This is a genomic window from Rahnella sp. EDr1-12, from assembly GCF_049206505.1.
Classification (GTDB): Bacteria; Pseudomonadota; Gammaproteobacteria; order Enterobacterales; family Enterobacteriaceae; genus Rahnella; species Rahnella rivi.
In genome coordinates this window covers 536691-554508 of sequence record NZ_JBLZNY010000001.1, presented here as the reverse complement: position 1 = coordinate 554508, position 17818 = coordinate 536691, and the positions used below count along the sequence as shown (strand labels likewise).

Sequence of the window (17818 nt, the reverse complement as noted above, 5' to 3'; positions counted from 1 at the left end):
GAAAGCGTGTATATAAATCAGTGGGTTGAAATCCGAACTGTTAATAATACTAGGTTTCTCAAGGTATTTAGTCTGTAAGAATCCTCCTAATAGGTTTTATTATTAGCTGAAAGAGGATAAGACGTTTTTTTAACACAAGAAGAGGTAAAAATATTGGCGGGAATAACAGGCAGTGGCGTTGTCTCATTATTCAGATGGGACAACGCCAGAGCGTTAATGAATGTCTGAAGGTATCACTCGTTTAGCGCTTTTAATGCTTCTTCCGGGTTTGACTCAGGCTCTGGTGCCTCATGCACCCAAAGCGAAATCAGGCGGTATGAAACGGCCAGTACCACCGGGCCGATGAACAGACCAATCATGCCGAAAGCAAACAGGCCACCGATAACGCCTGACAAAATCAGCAACATAGGCAAATCGGCACCCATGCGGATCAGCACCGGGCGCAGCACATTATCCAGTGAACCGACCACACAACTCCAGACCAGCAGCACCGTGCCCCAGGTATTATCACCTGACCAGTAAAGCCAGATGATGGCAGGGATAAGCACCAGCAACGGGCCAATTTGCGCGACGCAGCAGACAAACATCACGACGGTTAATACGGTCGCATAAGGAATGCCGGCAATCGCCAGTCCGATACCCCCGAGAACGGATTGCACAATGGCGGTCACCACCACACCCAGAGCGACCGCGCGGATCGCCTGACCGGCCAGAATGACAGCCGCATCGCCGCGCTCTGCCGCCAGACGCACCGCGAAGTGGCGGATCCCCATCGCGACTTGTTCACCCCGGCTATAGAGCAGGGCGCTGAACAACAACATAAGAGAACAGTGAACAATAAAGCGCCCCAGATGCCCGGCCTGCGTCAGGAACCAGGATGCCGTTTGTCCGACGTAAGGCTGTACTTTGGTCATCAAAACATTGCCGCCGCCATTAATCAGCGCGTGCCAGCCGTAATACAGCTTATGACCCACCAGCGGGATCGCTTTCAGCCACTGAAAATCCGGCATATGCAAGGTCGAGGGATTGCCTGCCAGCGCCACCAGCGGCGCACCATTTTCAATGGCGCTGCTGACCAGTAAAGCAATGGGTAAGACGAAGAGTAAGATCAGCAGCAGGGTCATGACGATGACGGCAAGGAAACGTCGCCCCCACAATATGCGCTGTAATTTGATCATCAGCGGCCAGGTGGCAATCACCACCATTCCCGCCCAGGCAAAGCCTAATATAAAGGGCTGAACTATCCAGATGCTGGCAACAGTCATCAGCGCAATAAAGAGCACCCCAAACATAATTTGTGGTAAGTCATAACGTTTAATTGGGAGATTCATTCATGTTTCTCATAAGGATAAACGAAGAGGCTTCAGCCTTGAGCCTCCAAAATAGCGATACGCCGCGCCGACGGCATCCATCAATAATCATGGAACATTCAGTCAGGTTTGGATAGCGCGCCGCAAATTTAGTTGCAACACGGTGTTGCCAGACCGGCATTTTGCGGAACGTCATGAAACAATTGAAACAAAGTTCAGCCAGACGGAGCGCTTAAAAACGAAGTATGTTAGTTTTTATTCTGGGTAAAGAACAGGGTGGATCTGCCCGGCAGATCCGGCAAGCGCTTAGCGTCTGCCAGGCATACAACAAAGACAGAGTCATAATTCAATGATCCCACAGATTTCTCAGGCGCCGGGTGTCATCCAGCTGGTGCTCGATTTTTTGGAAGCCTTAAAGAGCAACGGTTTTACCGGTGATCTAACCACGACATACGCGGATCGCCTGACGATGGCGACCGACAACAGCGTATATCAGCTGTTACCGGATGCGGTCCTGTTTCCGCTGGCAACCTCAGACGTTGCCCTGATTGCCCGCGTTGCCGGGCAGGAACGTTTTAAAACGCTGGTCTTCACGCCGCGCGGCGGGGGCACTGGCACGAACGGTCAGGCTCTGAACCGCGGCATCGTGGTTGATATGTCCCGTCATATGAACCGCATTCTCGATATCAACACTGAACAGGGGTGGGTCAAGGTTGAGGCTGGTGTTATCAAAGACCAGCTCAATGACTATCTGCGCCCTTTGGGTTATTTCTTCTCACCTGAATTGTCGACCAGTAACCGCGCGACGCTCGGCGGCATGATCAATACCGATGCGTCAGGGCAGGGGTCGCTGGTTTATGGCAAAACCTCGGACCATGTTCTCGGGGTGAGGGCGATTGTGCTCGGTGGGGAGATGCTCGATACCACCGCCATGCCCGCTGCGCTTGCCGACAAACTCGGTGAAGAAGACTCGGTGATTGGCAGAATCTACCGCACGGTATTAGACAGTTGTCGCGATAACCGCGCGCTGGTGATTGAAAAGTTTCCAAAACTTAACCGCTTCCTCACCGGTTACGATTTGCGCCATGTATTAAGCGATGATCTGCAAACCTTCAATCTGACACGGATCCTGACCGGTTCCGAAGGTTCGCTGGCGTTTATTACTGAAGCGCGCCTGAATATCACACCCATCCCCAAAGTGCGTCGGCTGGTCAATATTAAGTACGACTCCTTTAATTCCGCGCTGCGTAATGCGCCGTTTATGGTCGACGCCAGAGCCTTGTCAGTGGAAACCGTCGATTCAAAGGTGCTGAATCTGGCACGTGAGGATATCGTCTGGCATAGCGTCCGTGAGTACATTAAGGACGTTGACGGCAAAGATATGCAGGGGTTGAACATTGTTGAATTCGCCGGTGACGACGCCGATCTGATTGAAGATCAGGTGAGTGCATTATGCGAACGTCTTGACGGGCTCATGAGCGACAAGGAAGGCGGGGTGATTGGCTATCAGATTTGCGCCGATCTCGCCGGAATCGAACGCATTTACAATATGCGTAAGAAAGCGGTTGGGCTGCTCGGAAATGCCAAGGGGCAGGCAAAACCGCTGCCGTTTGCAGAGGACACCTGCGTGCCTCCGCAGCATCTGGCGGATTACATCGTGGAGTTTCGCGCACTCCTCGACAGCCATAATCTGAGCTACGGCATGTTCGGGCACGTTGATGCGGGTGTACTGCATGTGCGTCCGGCACTCGACATGTGTGACCCGCAGCAGGAGATGTTGCTGAAACAGATTTCTGACGAGGTGGTGGCGCTGACGGCCAAGTACGGCGGTTTGCTGTGGGGTGAACACGGCAAAGGTTTTCGCGCCGAATACAGTCCTGCATTTTTCGGCGAAACGTTGTTCCATGAATTACGACGGATAAAAACCGCCTTCGACCCTGATAACCGCCTGAACCCCGGCAAAATCTGTGCGCCGCTTGACTGCGATGAGCCGATGATGAAAGTGGATGCCGCCAAACGGGGCACCCTGGACCGGCGTATTCCGCTCGAGGTGCGTCAGTCATTCCGTGGCGCGATGGAATGTAATGGCAACGGTCTGTGTTTTAACTTTGATGTGAAAAGCCCGATGTGCCCGTCAATGAAGATAACCGGCAGTCGTATTCATTCGCCTAAGGGCCGTGCAGGTCTGGTGCGCGAGTGGCTGAGATTGCTGTCAGAGCAGGGCGTTGATCCGCTGGTGCTGGAAAATGCCCTGCCGGAAAAAGGCCTGAGTTTCCGCACTCTGATCGATCGCACGCGTAATACCTGGCATGCCAATAAAGGCGAATATGATTTCTCACATGAAGTTAAAGAGGCCATGTCAGGCTGTCTTGCCTGTAAAGCCTGTTCAACGCAATGTCCGATCAAAATAGATGTTCCCGGGTTCCGTTCGCGTTTCCTCCAGCTTTATCACACGCGCTATCTGCGCCCAACCAGCGACCATGTGGTCGCGAGCGTGGAAAGTTATGCTCCGCTGATGGCGCGGGCGCCAAAGTTGTTTAACTTCTTCCTTAAACAACCCTGGGTGCGGGAGATGAGCCGCAAAAGCATCGGCATGGTGGATCTGCCGCTGCTGTCTTCACCGACGCTACGTGAGCAATTGCTGGGGCACCGTGCCATTACGATGACGCTCGAACAGCTGGAAAAAATATCACCGGCTCAGCGAGGGGAATATGTTTTGGTCGTTCAGGATCCGTTCACCAGCTTCTACGATGCGCAGGTGGTGGCCGATTTCGTTCGTTTAATCGAAAAACTCGGCCTGAAGCCGGTGCTGTTGCCGTTCTCCCCGAACGGAAAGGCGCAGCATATAAAAGGTTTCCTGCAACGTTTTGCCAAAACGGCGAAGAAAACGTCGTTGTTCCTCAACCGCGTATCGCAATTGGGAATGCCGATGGTCGGCGTCGATCCTGCGTTGGTATTGTGTTATCGCGATGAATATAAAGAAATTCTCGGTGACACCCGCGGGTCTTTCCAGGTTCAGCTGGTGCACGAATGGCTGGATACCTGGCTGGCAGAACGTCCGGCGCAGCAGCAAAGCGGCGAATCGTGGTATCTCTTTGGACACTGCACCGAAAGCACGGCGCTGCCGACCAGTGGAAAACAGTGGAGCGATATTTTTGCCCGTTACGGCGCGAAGCTGGAAAATGTCAGCGTCGGATGCTGCGGAATGGCAGGCACCTACGGTCATGAAGCTAAAAATCTAAAAAACTCACTCGGAATTTATGAGCTGTCATGGCATACCTCGCTGCAGCGCTTACCGCGTCAGCGCTGTCTGGCGACGGGTTACTCATGCCGCAGCCAGGTCAAACGTATTGAGGGTAATGGGGTTCGCCATCCGCTACAGGCTCTGCTGGAAATCATTCCCTGAGGATAAGGAAGCACAATGTCATTCTGGAAAAGAACCACCACGCTTGAAGCGCTCAATGAGCGCAGTCAGGGATGCATGGTAGGGCATGTAGGGATAGTGTTTACCCGGCTGGGTGATGATTTTCTTGAAGCCACCATGCCGGTAGATGCCCGTACCACCCAACCTTTCGGTTTATTACACGGCGGCGCATCCGTGGTGCTGGCAGAAACCATGGGATCGATGGCCGGTTACCTGTGCAGTGAAGGTCAACAGACGGTGGTCGGCGTGGAGATTAACGCCAGCCATATGAAGTCGGCCAGAGAAGGCCATGTTCGCGGGGTGTGTCGTGCATTACGCACGGGGCGTCGCAGTCAGGTCTGGCAGATTGAGATTTTCGATCAGCAAGGTGAATTATGCTGTGTTTCCAGGCTAACGACGATGGTCATCGACAGATAACTAAAGTGAATGAGCGGGACTTATAGCGCTGGAAGGGGCGGACATACTGAAAAGTTGTCCGCCTTTTTTATTCAGAAGTCTTTCTGCGCTAACGTGTTGAAAATATATCAAAGATGATAAGGAACACGTTTTGCGAAGTCGGTCTGGAAGGCCGTCGCTTTTTCCCAGATGCCCAACATGGCATAATACTGGCAAATGAGTTTGAGCGTGTGCCGCGCAAAATGGTAGCTCTGAACACGGAAGAGTTCACATCGAACGACGCTGTTTATTTCCAGTATCAGGCGGTTATGCAGTTTGCATAACGCGTGCAGGTAACTGTGATCATCCCCGTTTTGCAGGCATAAATTGGCCATGTCCAGGCAAATGCTATTAAAGCGTTTCAGCTGGCACAGATGTGCCTCAGGGCGTCGTAAGGCTGCATCAGCCATATAGAAATCCACGGTGGCATCGCGGACAGTCGATTTGTATTCGTCAATCTTGCCTTGCAACCACGCATTTACCGATTGAGCCATTCTCAGTATTCCGGGTTATCTGAATGATAATCATTATCAAAGAATAAACATCATATTGGCAAAAAATCAGCGGATCAACGTTTTCATCGGATTTTTTCGTTTTGTCATCTGCCAAAGCATAGACAAAAAGAGCCTTATTATTGCGTTTAGGGTGAATTCATAAATAGGCATTTCCGATGAATGTTTTATAATAGACATAATGAAAGCTATTAAACCATGCGATTTGTAAGGTTAATTTTGAGTTTTTTAACAAAAAATTGACAACTTATTCAATCAGTTGATGGTTGCGGTGTTCAAGACCCGCTGGCAACCGGACCCAAAGCCGATGCACATTGAGCGACGTTCCTCGTGGGTCATCGCTATACCCTCTTAAAACAAGAGGTTGAAGTGATAATTGTAATCACTAGAATAGAGACAATAGGTCTTGTCTATGACCATAAAACTATGAGGTAAGACAGATGCAAACTGAAACTGTCGGCTCGTTCTCTTTAGACGACAACGTATGGCAAGGCGTGATCCTGACCGATTCTGCGGCGAAACAGGTTAAGACCCTGATGACCCAGGATCCTGAAGTGAAAGGCCTCCAGCTCTCGGTAAAACAATCGGGCTGTGCCGGCTTTGGCTACGTTCTGGATTTAACCAAACAACCGGCCAGCGATGACCTGGTGTTTGAGCATGACGGCGCTTTGCTGTTTGTTCCGCTGAAGGCGATGCCTTTCATCGACGGAACCGAGGTGGATTTCGTCCGTGAAGGGCTGAATCAGATATTTAAATTCAATAATCCTAAAGCGCAACACGCCTGTGGTTGTGGCGAAAGTTTCGGCCTGTAAGACCGAATCTTTTGATTTTTAAGATTATTGTAAACAAAGCGATGTAACCAACATGTCACGAAGCAACGTAGAAATTCCAGACGATGTGCAGTCTTGGGTCGGCGAGGGAGTGAATTACAAGGAAGGGTTTTTCACCCAGCTGGCAACCGATGAATTAGCATCAGGCATCAACGAAGATGTGGTTCGCGCGATTTCCGCGAAGCGCAACGAACCTGAGTGGATGCTGGAGTTCCGTCTGCAGGCTTATCATGCTTGGCTGAAAATGGAAGAGCCGCACTGGTTGAAAGCGTATTACACGCCTCTCGATTATCAGGATTACAGCTATTATTCTGCGCCATCCTGTGGCAGCTGCGATGATACCTGTGGTTCTCAGCCTGGTGCCACACAGCAGCCTCCGGCAGACTCGCACAGTATTCCTGCGCTTGAAGGTAAAAACTACCTGACCAGCGAAGTTGAAAAAGCCTTTGAACAGTTGGGCGTCCCGGTACGTGAAGGGAGAGAAGTGGCGGTCGATGCAATTTTTGACTCCGTTTCTGTCTCCACAACGTACCGTGAAAAACTGGCGGAATCTGGCGTCATTTTCTGTTCTTTCGGTGAAGCCATTCACGAATATCCAGATCTGGTTCGCAAATATCTCGGCACCGTGGTGCCTGCGCAGGACAACTTCTTCGCCGCACTCAATGCCGCTGTCGCCTCTGACGGCACGTTCGTTTACGTGCCGAAGGGCGTGCGCTGCCCGATGGAGCTGTCGACCTATTTCCGTATCAATGCCGCGAAAACGGGTCAGTTTGAACGAACTATTCTGATTGCCGATGAAGGCAGCTATGTCAGTTACATCGAAGGCTGCTCCGCGCCGGTGCGTGACACTTACCAGCTGCATGCGGCTGTTGTAGAAGTCATTCTGCATAAAGATGCAGAAGTGAAATATTCCACCGTGCAGAACTGGTTCTCCGGCAGTAAAGACAGCAGCGGCGGGATCCTCAACTTTGTGACCAAGCGCGCATTGTGCGAAGGCGCAGGGTCGAAGATGTCCTGGACGCAGTCTGAAACCGGCTCGGCGATCACCTGGAAATACCCAAGCGTTATCCTTAAAGGGGATAACTCGATCGGTGAGTTCTTCTCCGTGGCGTTGACCAGTGGCAAACAGCAAGCTGACACCGGCACCAAGATGATCCACATTGGTAAAAACACCAAATCCACGATCATCTCGAAAGGTATCTCCGCAGGCCATAGCCAGAATAGCTATCGCGGTCTGGTGAAGATCCTGCCGGGCGCGGAAAATGCCCGTAACTTTACGCAGTGCGATTCCATGTTGATTGGTCCGGACAGCGCAGCGCATACCTTCCCGTATGTTGAAGTGCGTAATAACACTGCTCAGCTGGAACATGAAGCAACAACGTCGAAAATTGGCGATGACCAGCTGTTTTACTGTCTGCAACGTGGTATCAGCGAAGACGATGCTATTTCCATGATTGTTAACGGTTTCTGTAAAGATGTCTTTTCCGAGCTGCCGCTGGAGTTTGCTGTCGAAGCACAGAAACTGCTGGCGATAAGCCTTGAACACAGCGTCGGTTAAAAACCCGACGTCTTTTCTGCCGTCGCAGCGTGGTGTGACGTCGCGGCGGACAGGTTTGAGTTCAGCACAGTCAAAGCATAATCAGAATTATGAGCGCGCAGGCGCAAACTCAAGGATACGTATGTTAAGCATCAAGAATTTGAAGGTCCGTGTCGAAGAAAAGGAAATTCTCAAGGGACTCGATCTGGAGATCAAACCGGGAGAAGTACACGCCATCATGGGCCCGAACGGCTCAGGTAAAAGTACGCTCTCCGCGACACTGGCTGGCCGGGAAGATTACGAAGTTACCGACGGTTCCGTAATGTTCAACGGTAAAGATTTACTGGATCTTGCTCCGGAAGACCGTGCTGGTGAAGGCGTTTTCATGGCCTTCCAGTACCCGGTAGAAATCCCGGGCGTGACCAACCATTTCTTCCTGCAAACCGCAGTGAATGCGGTGCGTAAATACCGCGGTCAGGAAGCCATGGACCGTTTTGACTTCGCGGATTTCATCGAAGAAAAAATCGCGATGCTGAAGATGCCTGCCGATCTGCTGACCCGTTCAGTGAACGTCGGTTTCTCCGGCGGTGAGAAAAAGCGTAATGACATTCTGCAAATGGCGGCGCTTGAGCCAAATCTTTGCATTCTCGATGAAACCGACTCCGGTCTGGACATCGATGCGCTGAAAATCGTTTCTGACGGTGTTAATTCTCTGCGTGACGGTAAACGTTCGTTCGTTATAGTCACTCACTACCAACGCATCCTCGACTACATCAAGCCTGATTACGTGCACGTTTTGTATCAGGGTCGTATTGTAAAATCTGGCGATTTCAGCCTGGTTAAACAGTTAGAGGAGCAGGGTTATGGCTGGCTTACCGACGAAGAGTAATGCACCTGCAGCGGGCAGTTCACATGCCATGCAGCAGCTTTACCGTCTTTTTGAAAGCCGCGGTGGCGAGCAATCTGTTCACGCCCACACGCACTGGCAACAGGTGCTGCGCCTCGGTTTCCCACACGCCAAACTGGAAGACTGGAAATATACGCCGGTTTCCTCTCTGCTGGGCAATCAGTTCTTTGCCCCTCAGCAGCAGGCCGTAACGGCTGAGACAGTGAAGTCTTTAGCATTGCCGCTCGATTCATATCGTCTGGTTTTCGTCGATGGTCGTTTCGATGCAAACCTGAGTGATGCTGAAACCGGTGCATTTGAGATTCAGAAACTGAATGCGGCGGCGCAGCAAACGCTGCCTGACCCGGTTCAGTCTGAAGTCTTTTTGCACCTGACTGAAAGTCTGGCGCAGGATCCTATCGCTGTACGCCTTCCTGCCGGTAAACAGGCAGACAAACCGCTGTATCTTTTACATATCAGCAGTGGTCGCGACCAGTCGCGTGAAATGAATACGGTGCATCATCGCTATCATTTAGACATTGAAAGCGGTGCAAATGCAGAAGTGATTGAACATTACCTGAGTCTCAACGATCACGGGCACTTTACCGGCGCACGTATGACGGTAAATGTGGGCGATAATGCGGACTTTGCGCATTACAAATTGGCGTTCGAAAGCCAGGCCAGCTTCCACTTCTCGCACAATGATTTGGTGGTCGGGCGTGATGCACGAGTTTCCAGCCACAGTTTCCTGCTGGGCGCGGGTCTGACCCGTAATAACACCAGTGCGCAGCTGAACGGTGAAAATACCCATCTCAACATTAACAGCCTGGTTCTGCCGGTTGACAGTGAGATTGCGGATACCCGTACCTATCTTGAGCACAACAAAGGTTATTGCAACAGCAACCAGTTGCACAAAGTGATCGTGAACGATCGCGCAAAAGCGATTTTCAACGGCATGATTAAAGTGGCGAAGCACGCACTGAAAACTGACGGGAAAATGACCAACAACAACTTGTTGCTGGGTAAACATACCGAAGTTGACACCAAGCCACAGCTCGAAATCTATGCCGATGATGTCAAGTGCAGCCACGGTGCGACCGTCGGTCGTATTGATGACGAACAGCTTTTCTATCTGCGCACCCGTGGTATCAGCGGTGATGATGCTCAGCAAATGATCATTTTTGCTTTTGCTGCTGAACTGACGGAAGCCATCGAGAATGAGACCCTGCGTGACGTCGTGATTGCCCGTATTGCGGGTCGACTCAATCGAGGTAAGTAATGACTTTTCCACTGGAAAGAGTTCGAAGCGATTTCCCTGTATTGAGCCGCGAAGTTAACGGCCAGCCGCTGGCCTATCTTGACAGTGCTGCCAGCGCACAGAAACCGCATCAGGTTATTCAACGCGAAATGTCTTTTTTCGAGCAAGGTTATGCTGCGGTTCACCGCGGCATTCATACCATGAGCGCAGAAGCGACTGAGCAGATGGAAAACGTCCGCACTCAGGCCGCACATTTCATGAATGCTGCATCGGCGGAAGAAATTGTCTTCGTCAAAGGTTCCACGGAAGCTATTAACCTGGTGGCCAATACCTGGGGGCGTGAATTTTTACACCCTGGTGACCGCATTATCCTGACCGAGATGGAGCATCACGCCAATATCGTTCCCTGGCAGATGCTGGCTAAAGAACGTGATTTGCACATCGACGTCTGGCATCTGACGCCGGAAGGTGAGCTGGATTTATCTCAGCTTGAAGGGCTTATCACACCGCGCACTAAACTGCTGACGTTGGCGCATGTTTCCAATGTGCTTGGCACTGTTAACCCGCTCGAAACCATCATCCCGCAGGCGAAAGCGGCCGGGCTGACTGTGCTGGTTGATGGTGCACAGGCTGTCATGCACTACGCGGTCGACGTTCAGGCGCTGGGCTGTGATTTTTATGTCTGGTCTGGTCATAAGCTCTACGGGCCGACCGGCATCGGTATTCTGTATGGGCGTAAAGCACTGCTGGATCAGATGCCACCCTGGGAAGGTGGCGGTTCGATGATCAAGCATGTCAGCCTGAGTGAAGGTACGACCTTCGCGGCCGCACCGTGGCGCTTTGAAGCCGGCACGCCAAATACCGGTGGTATTATGGGGCTGGGCGCGGCGATGGACTATGTGACTGAACTGGGGCTGGAGAATATCCATGCTTACGAGCAGGAACTGATGACCTACGCACTTGAGCAGATGGCGACAGTGCCTGATATTCAGATTTACGGTCCGGCACACCGTTCAGGCGTGATAGCGTTTAACCTCGGTAAACATCATGCTTACGATGTGGGCAGTTTCCTTGATCAATACGGTATTGCCATCCGCACGGGGCATCACTGCGCGATGCCATTAATGTCTTTCTACGGTGTTCCGGCTATGTGCCGTGCGTCGCTTGCGATGTACAATACCCGTGATGAAGTCGACCGTCTGGTCGCAGGACTGCAACGTATTCACCGGTTGTTGGGCTAAGCCTGACAACCTCGATCAGGATGTTGTTATGGCTTTGCCAGATAAAAGTAAGTTAGTGAGAAATTTTTCCCGGTGCCCGAACTGGGAAGAGAAATATCTGTACGTGATTGAACTCGGCGGGCAGTTACCTGCTTTGCCGGAGGAACATCGTCAGGACAAAAATCTGATATCAGGCTGTCAGAGCCAGGTGTGGATCGTGATGCGCACGGATGAAACCGGCGCGCTCACCTTTGAAGGCGACAGCGATGCGGCTATCGTGAAAGGATTAGTGGCGATTGTGTTCAGTCTGTACCAGGGGCTGACGCCGCGCGATGTTGTTGAACTGGATGTCCGTCCGTTCTTCGCAGAGCTGGAACTTAGCCAGCATCTCACGCCTTCACGCTCGCAGGGGCTGGAAGCGATGATCCGTTCTATTCGTGCTAACGCAGCAACGCTGGCTTAAGCGCTGATTGCTCACTTTGCTCATTAGGAATCGTCTGCTAATGAGCAAAGCCATTTCTGAATATCCCCGCGTTTTATTCTGTTTTACTCCTGACTTTTCATTCGTTTAAAAAACCGTTTCACTGTGTTTTCAACCGGTCATGCCATTAGGTAACTTTCTGATTTTCTGCAGTTTGATTGCCTTGAAGTTCTGCGCTGCTAGTATTAACTGACAAGATAATTGTCTGGCCTCAGATCCTCTGAGTGCAGGCCGAAAAAGGACTGAGTATGAGACGCGCATTACCCCTTTTGGCGATGTTAGTTGGCACAATGATGGCAACGCACTCCCTGACCGCAAGTGCAGCGGAATACCCTCTGCCGCCGGATAATAGCCGCCTGGTAGGCGAAAACACGACTTATGTGGTACCTAATGACGGTCAGCCGCTGGAAGCCGTAGCGGCTAAATATCAAATTGGTCTGATTGCTATGCTTGAAGCGAACCCGGGTACGGACCCTTATTTGCCAAAAGCCGGTAGCGTGCTGACCATCCCTTCGCAAATGCTTTTACCAGATACCAAACGTGAGGGTATCGTTGTCAACCTCGCGGAACTTCGCCTCTATTATTATCCAAAAGGTGAAGACAAAGTGATCGTCTATCCGATTGGTATCGGCCAGTTAGGGCGAAATACCCCGGAGATGGTGACGTCAGTCAGCCAAAAAATCCCCAACCCGACATGGACTCCGACCGCCAATATTCGTAAAGCTTACCTGAAAGATGGCATTAAACTGCCTGGAATGGTGCCCGCAGGGCCGGAGAATCCAATGGGGCTATTTGCGATGCGTCTGTCAGCCGGGACCGGACAGTATTTAATCCACGGCACCAACGCCAACTTTGGTATTGGAATGCGAGTGAGCTCAGGATGTATCCGTTTGCGTCCTGATGATATCGAAGCGTTGTTTAATACAGTGCCGAAGGGCACGCGTGTGCAGATTATCAATCAGCCAATCAAATATGATATTGAGCCAGACGGTAAACGCTATATCGAGGTACATCAGCCACTGTCTCATACTGAAAAAGATGATCCGCAAACTAAGCCGATAGCCTTGACGGCAGCGATGAAAAAATTCATTAAGCATGACGACACCAATGCTGCGATGGTGAAAGAAGCGATTACACGTCGTTCCGGTATGCCTGTGGTAGTGAATGTGGGGGATAAAGCCACCGGTACGGCGCCCGCTGCCAGCGAACCACAGACGGCTGCAACGTCACAACCAGATGTCAGTACCGCAAGGACGCAGTAAGCGCCGCAAAACCACTGCTGAAGCGATTTTTTCCTGAGGAGCCACTACGGCTCCTTTTTTGTTCCTGGCGCTCAGGGGCGCAGCGAGAGAGGTATTTAGAAACGTATTGTTAAGTCAGATGCGTTAGCTGGAAACAAAATGGAATGTCGCGAGATGGGAGGAGTACGAAGAGGGGAAAGAAGGTGAGGAAAAACAGATAAAAAAATGGCGCACTGAGTGCGCCATTGAACTAGAGAAGTAAATATTACTTCTTGTAAGCGTGAGCTTGGTTGTCAAGACGTTGGTTAGCACGTGCTGCGTCGTCTTTAGCTGCCTGAACGTCAGAACGCATTGCGTTCACGTCGTTGCTCAGTTGGTCAACTTTAGAGTTCAGAGTAGAAACGTCTGAAGACAGTTGATCGATTTTAGCGTTGCTTGAACAACCAGCCAGCATAGTTGAAGCAAGGATTACAGCGCCCAGTACCAGTTTAGTGCGATTCATTATAAAACCCTCTAGATTAAGTTAATCTCCATGTAGCGTTACAAGTATTACACAAACTATTTTCTAATGAGAATAATTTTTTGTAGGTAAACGCTATATTTTGATCGTTCGCTCAAAGAAGCATCTTTTTTTACGAAAAAGTTAAAAATTGCTTCGAAAACAGCTGTTTTCCATGGGACTTATCCCAATTTCAGTACGTCTGCCTTCAGCCATTTTTAAGAAAAAATGCTTCCCGAAGAAATAAACGCCACGGGATGCGGCGTTTATTCATGCTCTGGGTCACGTTTTTATTTAAACAACGTGCACCGAAGAAGTATTGGTTGTGCCGCTTTGAACCAGCGCGCCAGAAACCATCACTACGATATCACCTTTCTGAGCTAAACCGCTTTCAATCGCCGCTTCTTTACCAATGCGGTAGAAATCATCAGTAGAGGCAATTTCTTTCACCAGCTGAGTCACTACGCCTTTGGTCAGGATTAACTGACGGGCAGTGATTTCATTCGTGGTCAGCGCCAGGATAGTCGCGTGCGGGAAGTATTTACGCACAGCTTTAGCAGATTTACCACCGCTGGTTGCAACAACGATCAATGGAGCATCCAGTTTTTCAGCAGTTTCTACTGCGCCACGGCAAACGGCTTCAGTAATACGCAGTTTGCGATTGTCGTTCTGACCATCAATGCGGCTTTGCATAACGCGGTCAGTACGGGCACAAATGGTCGCCATGATTGTCACGGCTTCCAGCGGATATTTACCTTTAGCACTTTCACCGGACAGCATCACAGCGTCAGTACCGTCGATGATGGCGTTAGCCACGTCGCCTGCTTCAGCGCGAGTAGGGCGTGGGTTTTTGATCATGGAATCGAGCATTTGCGTAGCGGTGATAACCACTTTGCGCGCGCGGTTACATTTTTCGATCATCATCTTCTGCGCGAAGATAACTTCTTCAACCGGGATCTCAACACCCAGGTCACCACGTGCAACCATGATGCCGTCTGATGCTTCGAGGATTTCGTCGAAGTTGTTCAGGCCTTCCTGGTTTTCAATTTTGGAGATGATCTGGATATGCCCACCACCGTGATTTTTCAGGTGCTCGCGAATTTCCAGAACGTCAGAACGTTTACGGATGAAAGAAGCAGCAACAAAGTCAACGCCTTGTTCACAACCGAAGATCAGGTCGCGCTTGTCTTTTTCAGCCAGCGCAGGCAGAGCGATAGAAACGCCTGGCAGGTTAACGCCTTTGTTTTCGCCCAGGTCACCGTTGTTCAGAACTTTACAGGTAACTTCGGTTTCGGTGACGTTAGTCACTTCCATGCCGATCAGGCCATCGTCCACCAGAATGGTGTTGCCAATTTTCAGGTCGGCGGCGAAACCTGCGTAGGTCACAGCAACGCGTTCGGTGTTACCGATTACGCTCTGGTCGGTAGTGAAGGTGTAAGTCTGACCCGCAACCAGTGCAGCATCTTTGCCGCCTTCCAGTTTCATGGTGCGGATTTCAGGACCTTTGGTGTCCAGCAGGATAGCTGCTTTGTGGCCGGTAGAGGCCATCACGTTGCGGATGTTTTTAATGCGTTGACCGTGCTCTTCGTAATCACCGTGAGAGAAGTTCAGACGCATTACGTTCATGCCTGCATCAAGCAGTTTGGTCAGCATTTCTTCGGATTCAGTTTTCGGTCCGATGGTACAAACAATTTTGGTCTTTTTCATGACGATTTTATCTACAAGTTGTGATGGATTGGAAAAGTGTTTGCCTGACAGCAGGGCTGCCCGCGCGGAATTGAAGTCTTGCCTGGTTGAATCAAATCATTACTAAGCGTAGAAGACTGTGAAAGGAATGGTGTAGTTAGTTCAGCCAAAGCATAGCGATTAGTGCGATTTAAGATCGCTACGGGAGTGGTCACGCTTTTATAAGTGCGATATCGACAGATCAAGGGGCTGAAACCATTCAATCGAAGAGACGATGCGTATTATAGAGGGGAACGAGGCGGGAAACCAAATAAAAAACGTGATAAAGCGCAAGCTTAGGGCAGATGACAGAGTGTTGTTGCGCAAATACCCAAAGTGGGCAGAGCGGAAACCACAGGGTATAACAGATTCGTTACGGGACCGGCGAAAATGCCACAACTTCGAAATAAACCGGTTAAAGTCAAGACGAACATATGGGTGGGGTCGGGAAATTCTGAAAACAGATAATCATCAGAGGAGGTGCTGGTGTGTATAGAGGAAGCGGCTGGATTCAAAGCAGGGAGTGAAATCGGGGAAAGTCATACAAGGAGTAACTGGCATTGCTTTGGTGCGTCCGAGTGGACTCGAACCACCGACCCCCACCATGTCAAGGTGGTGCTCTAACCAACTGAGCTACGGACGCACATCATGCAACGGTACTGCTTCGAAATTGGTGCGTCCGAGTGGACTCGAACCACCGACCCCCACCATGTCAAGGTGGTGCTCTAACCAACTGAGCTACGGACGCATCGTTTTCTTTCTTGTCAGCCAGTGCTGGCGACGGGGACGAATATTAACGACGTCTCTGAATACTGGCAAGGGAAAAAAGACATTTTTCTTTCATAATGTGCACGACTGACGAGCTTATGCGCATTGCGTTGTTTTTTTAGGCATAACGGCCTTCGCTCAGGGGCAAAAGCCACGCGCAGATGAATCATTTTTAGCGCGTGGCCAGTGATTGCGTAAGTGAAAGAAGGTTAACGGCCTGCTTTTTGCAAAATCGTGAACGACGTTTGTTTTTGCAACCAGCGCATGCGTACCGTCATCATCACGGCGGCGAACGTCAGTCCGAGAATAAATCCGCACCAGAATCCACTCGGTCCCATTCGCGGCACCAGCAAATCGGTCAGTCCGAGGGTATATCCTACCGGAAGACCCAGAACCCAATACGCAACAAACGTAATATAGAAGATGGAACGCGTATCTTTATAGCCGCGCAAAATGCCGCTGCCGATCACCTGGATCGCATCTGAAATCTGAAACAGCGCAGCAAAGATCAGAAGATGTGACGCGAGGGTAACCACTTCCGGGCTGTCGTTATACAGCGCCGCGATGTGCTCACGGAACAGAATCGCCGTCATCCCGGTACAACAGGCCATGACGATACCGGTAACAATACTGGTGTAAGCGGCGACTTTTGCCCCTTCAACGGAAGATTCGCCAAGCCGTGAACCGACGCGGATCGTCGCAGCCACACCCAAGGACAGCGGGACGACAAACATCAGTGAACCGACGTTAAGCGCAATCTGGTGGCTGGCAACGGCCACAATTCCCAGCGGAGAAACCAGCAGGGCAACGATGGCAAACAGCGTCACTTCGAAAAATAATGCCAGCGCGATCGGCAAACCCAGCTGGATCAACCGGCGTAGCGTCGGCCAGTCAGGTTTAGCAAAGCGTGAGGGCGGGGCAATATCTTTCAGTGCGCGATTATGTCGCACGTAAAAGCGCATCATGAAAAACATCACCCAATATACGGCACCCGTTGCCACGCCGCAGCCGACCCCGCCAAGGGCCGGAGCACCGAATTTCCCGTAGATGAAAATATAGTTAACCGGAATATTCACCAGTAGGCCAATAAAGCCAAACACCATGCCCGGCTTGGTTTTAGACAATCCTTCACACTGGTCGCGCAGCACCTGGAAAAACAAATAGCCTGGCGCGCCCCACATAATGGCGTGCAGATAGCCGATGGCTTTTCGTTGAAGCTCAGGGTCAATGTTATGCATCAGACCAATGATCTGATCGCAGTGATAAAGTACGGCGATGATCAGCACTGAAACACCGGAGGCCAGCCAGAAACCTTGCTGCACCTGATGTCCGATTTTATCCCGTCGTCCCGCGCCGTTGAGATGCGCAATGGTCGGTGTGAGCGAAAGCAATAAACCGTGACCGAATAGGATGGCCGGTAACCAGATGGAGGTCCCGACGGCGACGGCAGCCATATCCGTCGCGCTGACTGAACCGGCCATTATTGTATCCACCACACCCATGGATGTCTGGGCTATTTGCGCAAGGATGACCGGGATGGCAAGTGCTAATAACACCCGCGCTTCTGCGAGGTACTTCTGCACAGATACACCTTTATTGTTGATTATTTTGAATAAAAAAACGCCATTTAAGGCGACATTGACGTGTAGAGAATAGCCAGAAGATTGTACCTTTTCAGTATTTTTAAGCAAA

At 50.9% G+C, this 17818-nt stretch carries 14 protein-coding genes and 2 tRNA genes; 9 read left to right on the top strand and 7 right to left on the bottom strand.

The features are described from left to right. Positions 1-233 precede the first annotated feature (233 nt). A complete protein-coding gene (gene ydiK / locus ACO0U8_RS02440; RefSeq protein ID WP_056773526.1) occupies positions 234-1331 on the bottom strand; it encodes an AI-2E family transporter YdiK in 1098 nt (365 codons plus the stop codon). Between the two features lie 328 nt (positions 1332-1659). Here ydiK and ydiJ point away from each other — a divergent pair, with 328 nt between their 5' ends. After that, positions 1660-4716: a D-2-hydroxyglutarate dehydrogenase YdiJ gene (gene ydiJ / locus ACO0U8_RS02435; RefSeq protein ID WP_217203263.1), complete on the top strand. Its 3057-nt coding sequence runs from the start codon at positions 1660-1662 to the stop codon at positions 4714-4716. Between the two features lie 15 nt (positions 4717-4731). Continuing rightward, positions 4732-5151, top strand: a complete 420-nt coding sequence (locus tag ACO0U8_RS02430) for a hotdog fold thioesterase (protein ID WP_056773534.1) — start codon at positions 4732-4734, stop codon at positions 5149-5151. Between the two features lie 107 nt (positions 5152-5258). Here ACO0U8_RS02430 and ACO0U8_RS02425 read toward each other — a convergent pair whose 3' ends face one another. Further along, positions 5259-5663: a hypothetical protein gene (locus ACO0U8_RS02425; protein ID WP_056773538.1), complete on the bottom strand. Its 405-nt coding sequence runs from the start codon at positions 5661-5663 to the stop codon at positions 5259-5261. Positions 5664-6121: 458 nt separating this feature from the next. Here ACO0U8_RS02425 and sufA point away from each other — a divergent pair, with 458 nt between their 5' ends. The 7 genes from sufA (at position 6122) to ACO0U8_RS02390 (ending at position 13155) form a co-directional block, all read left to right on the top strand. After that, complete coding sequence (gene sufA, locus ACO0U8_RS02420; RefSeq protein ID WP_056773540.1) at positions 6122-6493, top strand: Fe-S cluster assembly scaffold SufA; 372 nt, start codon at positions 6122-6124, stop codon at positions 6491-6493. Between the two features lie 52 nt (positions 6494-6545). Then, positions 6546-8069, top strand: a complete 1524-nt coding sequence (sufB, locus tag ACO0U8_RS02415) for a Fe-S cluster assembly protein SufB (protein WP_056773544.1) — start codon at positions 6546-6548, stop codon at positions 8067-8069. Between the two features lie 121 nt (positions 8070-8190). Beyond that, on the top strand, positions 8191-8937 hold the full coding sequence (sufC, locus tag ACO0U8_RS02410) for a Fe-S cluster assembly ATPase SufC (RefSeq protein ID WP_421670206.1): 747 nt from the start codon (positions 8191-8193) through the stop codon (positions 8935-8937). Next, complete coding sequence (sufD, locus tag ACO0U8_RS02405) at positions 8912-10213, top strand: Fe-S cluster assembly protein SufD (protein ID WP_421670205.1); 1302 nt, start codon at positions 8912-8914, stop codon at positions 10211-10213. The genes sufC and sufD overlap by 26 nt, the downstream gene beginning before the upstream one ends. After that, entirely contained in the window at positions 10213-11433 is a 1221-nt protein-coding gene (gene sufS / locus ACO0U8_RS02400) for a cysteine desulfurase SufS (protein WP_421670204.1), read from the top strand. The genes sufD and sufS overlap by 1 nt, the downstream gene beginning before the upstream one ends. Positions 11434-11461: 28 nt before the next feature. Next, entirely contained in the window at positions 11462-11875 is a 414-nt protein-coding gene (gene sufE / locus ACO0U8_RS02395; protein ID WP_056773571.1) for a cysteine desulfuration protein SufE, read from the top strand. Between the two features lie 266 nt (positions 11876-12141). Further along, positions 12142-13155, top strand: a complete 1014-nt coding sequence (locus ACO0U8_RS02390) for a L,D-transpeptidase family protein (RefSeq protein ID WP_217203267.1) — start codon at positions 12142-12144, stop codon at positions 13153-13155. A gap of 244 nt (positions 13156-13399) precedes the next feature. Here ACO0U8_RS02390 and ACO0U8_RS02385 read toward each other — a convergent pair whose 3' ends face one another. The 5 genes from ACO0U8_RS02385 to ACO0U8_RS02365 form a co-directional block, all read right to left on the bottom strand. Beyond that, positions 13400-13636 carry a major outer membrane lipoprotein gene (locus ACO0U8_RS02385; RefSeq protein ID WP_056773575.1) on the bottom strand — a complete coding sequence of 79 codons (237 nt, stop codon included), beginning with the start codon at positions 13634-13636 and terminating at the stop codon, positions 13400-13402. Positions 13637-13927: 291 nt separating this feature from the next. Next, positions 13928-15340 (bottom strand): pyruvate kinase PykF, encoded by a 1413-nt coding sequence (gene pykF / locus ACO0U8_RS02380; RefSeq protein ID WP_421670203.1) that lies wholly within the window; start codon positions 15338-15340, stop codon positions 13928-13930. A gap of 584 nt (positions 15341-15924) precedes the next feature. Further along, a tRNA-Val gene (locus tag ACO0U8_RS02375) sits at positions 15925-16001 on the bottom strand. A gap of 28 nt (positions 16002-16029) precedes the next feature. Beyond that, positions 16030-16106, bottom strand: a tRNA-Val gene (locus ACO0U8_RS02370). A 229-nt stretch (positions 16107-16335) separates the two neighbouring features. Continuing rightward, positions 16336-17709 (bottom strand): MATE family efflux transporter, encoded by a 1374-nt coding sequence (locus ACO0U8_RS02365; protein ID WP_056773580.1) that lies wholly within the window; start codon positions 17707-17709, stop codon positions 16336-16338. Positions 17710-17818 lie beyond the last annotated feature (109 nt).

Bases quoted from the DNA above. Each gene is read 5' to 3' on its own strand.
- ydiK (WP_056773526.1), bottom strand. From the start codon at position 1,331: ATGAATCTCCCAATTAAACGTTATGACTTACCACAAATTATGTTTGGG.
- ydiJ (WP_217203263.1), top strand. From the start codon at position 1,660: ATGATCCCACAGATTTCTCAGGCGCCGGGTGTCATCCAGCTGGTGCTC.
- ACO0U8_RS02430 (WP_056773534.1), top strand. From the start codon at position 4,732: ATGTCATTCTGGAAAAGAACCACCACGCTTGAAGCGCTCAATGAGCGC.
- ACO0U8_RS02425 (WP_056773538.1), bottom strand. From the start codon at position 5,663: ATGGCTCAATCGGTAAATGCGTGGTTGCAAGGCAAGATTGACGAATAC.
- sufA (WP_056773540.1), top strand. From the start codon at position 6,122: ATGCAAACTGAAACTGTCGGCTCGTTCTCTTTAGACGACAACGTATGG.
- sufB (WP_056773544.1), top strand. From the start codon at position 6,546: ATGTCACGAAGCAACGTAGAAATTCCAGACGATGTGCAGTCTTGGGTC.
- sufC (WP_421670206.1), top strand. From the start codon at position 8,191: ATGTTAAGCATCAAGAATTTGAAGGTCCGTGTCGAAGAAAAGGAAATT.
- sufD (WP_421670205.1), top strand. From the start codon at position 8,912: ATGGCTGGCTTACCGACGAAGAGTAATGCACCTGCAGCGGGCAGTTCA.
- sufS (WP_421670204.1), top strand. From the start codon at position 10,213: ATGACTTTTCCACTGGAAAGAGTTCGAAGCGATTTCCCTGTATTGAGC.
- sufE (WP_056773571.1), top strand. From the start codon at position 11,462: ATGGCTTTGCCAGATAAAAGTAAGTTAGTGAGAAATTTTTCCCGGTGC.
- ACO0U8_RS02390 (WP_217203267.1), top strand. From the start codon at position 12,142: ATGAGACGCGCATTACCCCTTTTGGCGATGTTAGTTGGCACAATGATG.
- ACO0U8_RS02385 (WP_056773575.1), bottom strand. From the start codon at position 13,636: ATGAATCGCACTAAACTGGTACTGGGCGCTGTAATCCTTGCTTCAACT.
- pykF (WP_421670203.1), bottom strand. From the start codon at position 15,340: ATGAAAAAGACCAAAATTGTTTGTACCATCGGACCGAAAACTGAATCC.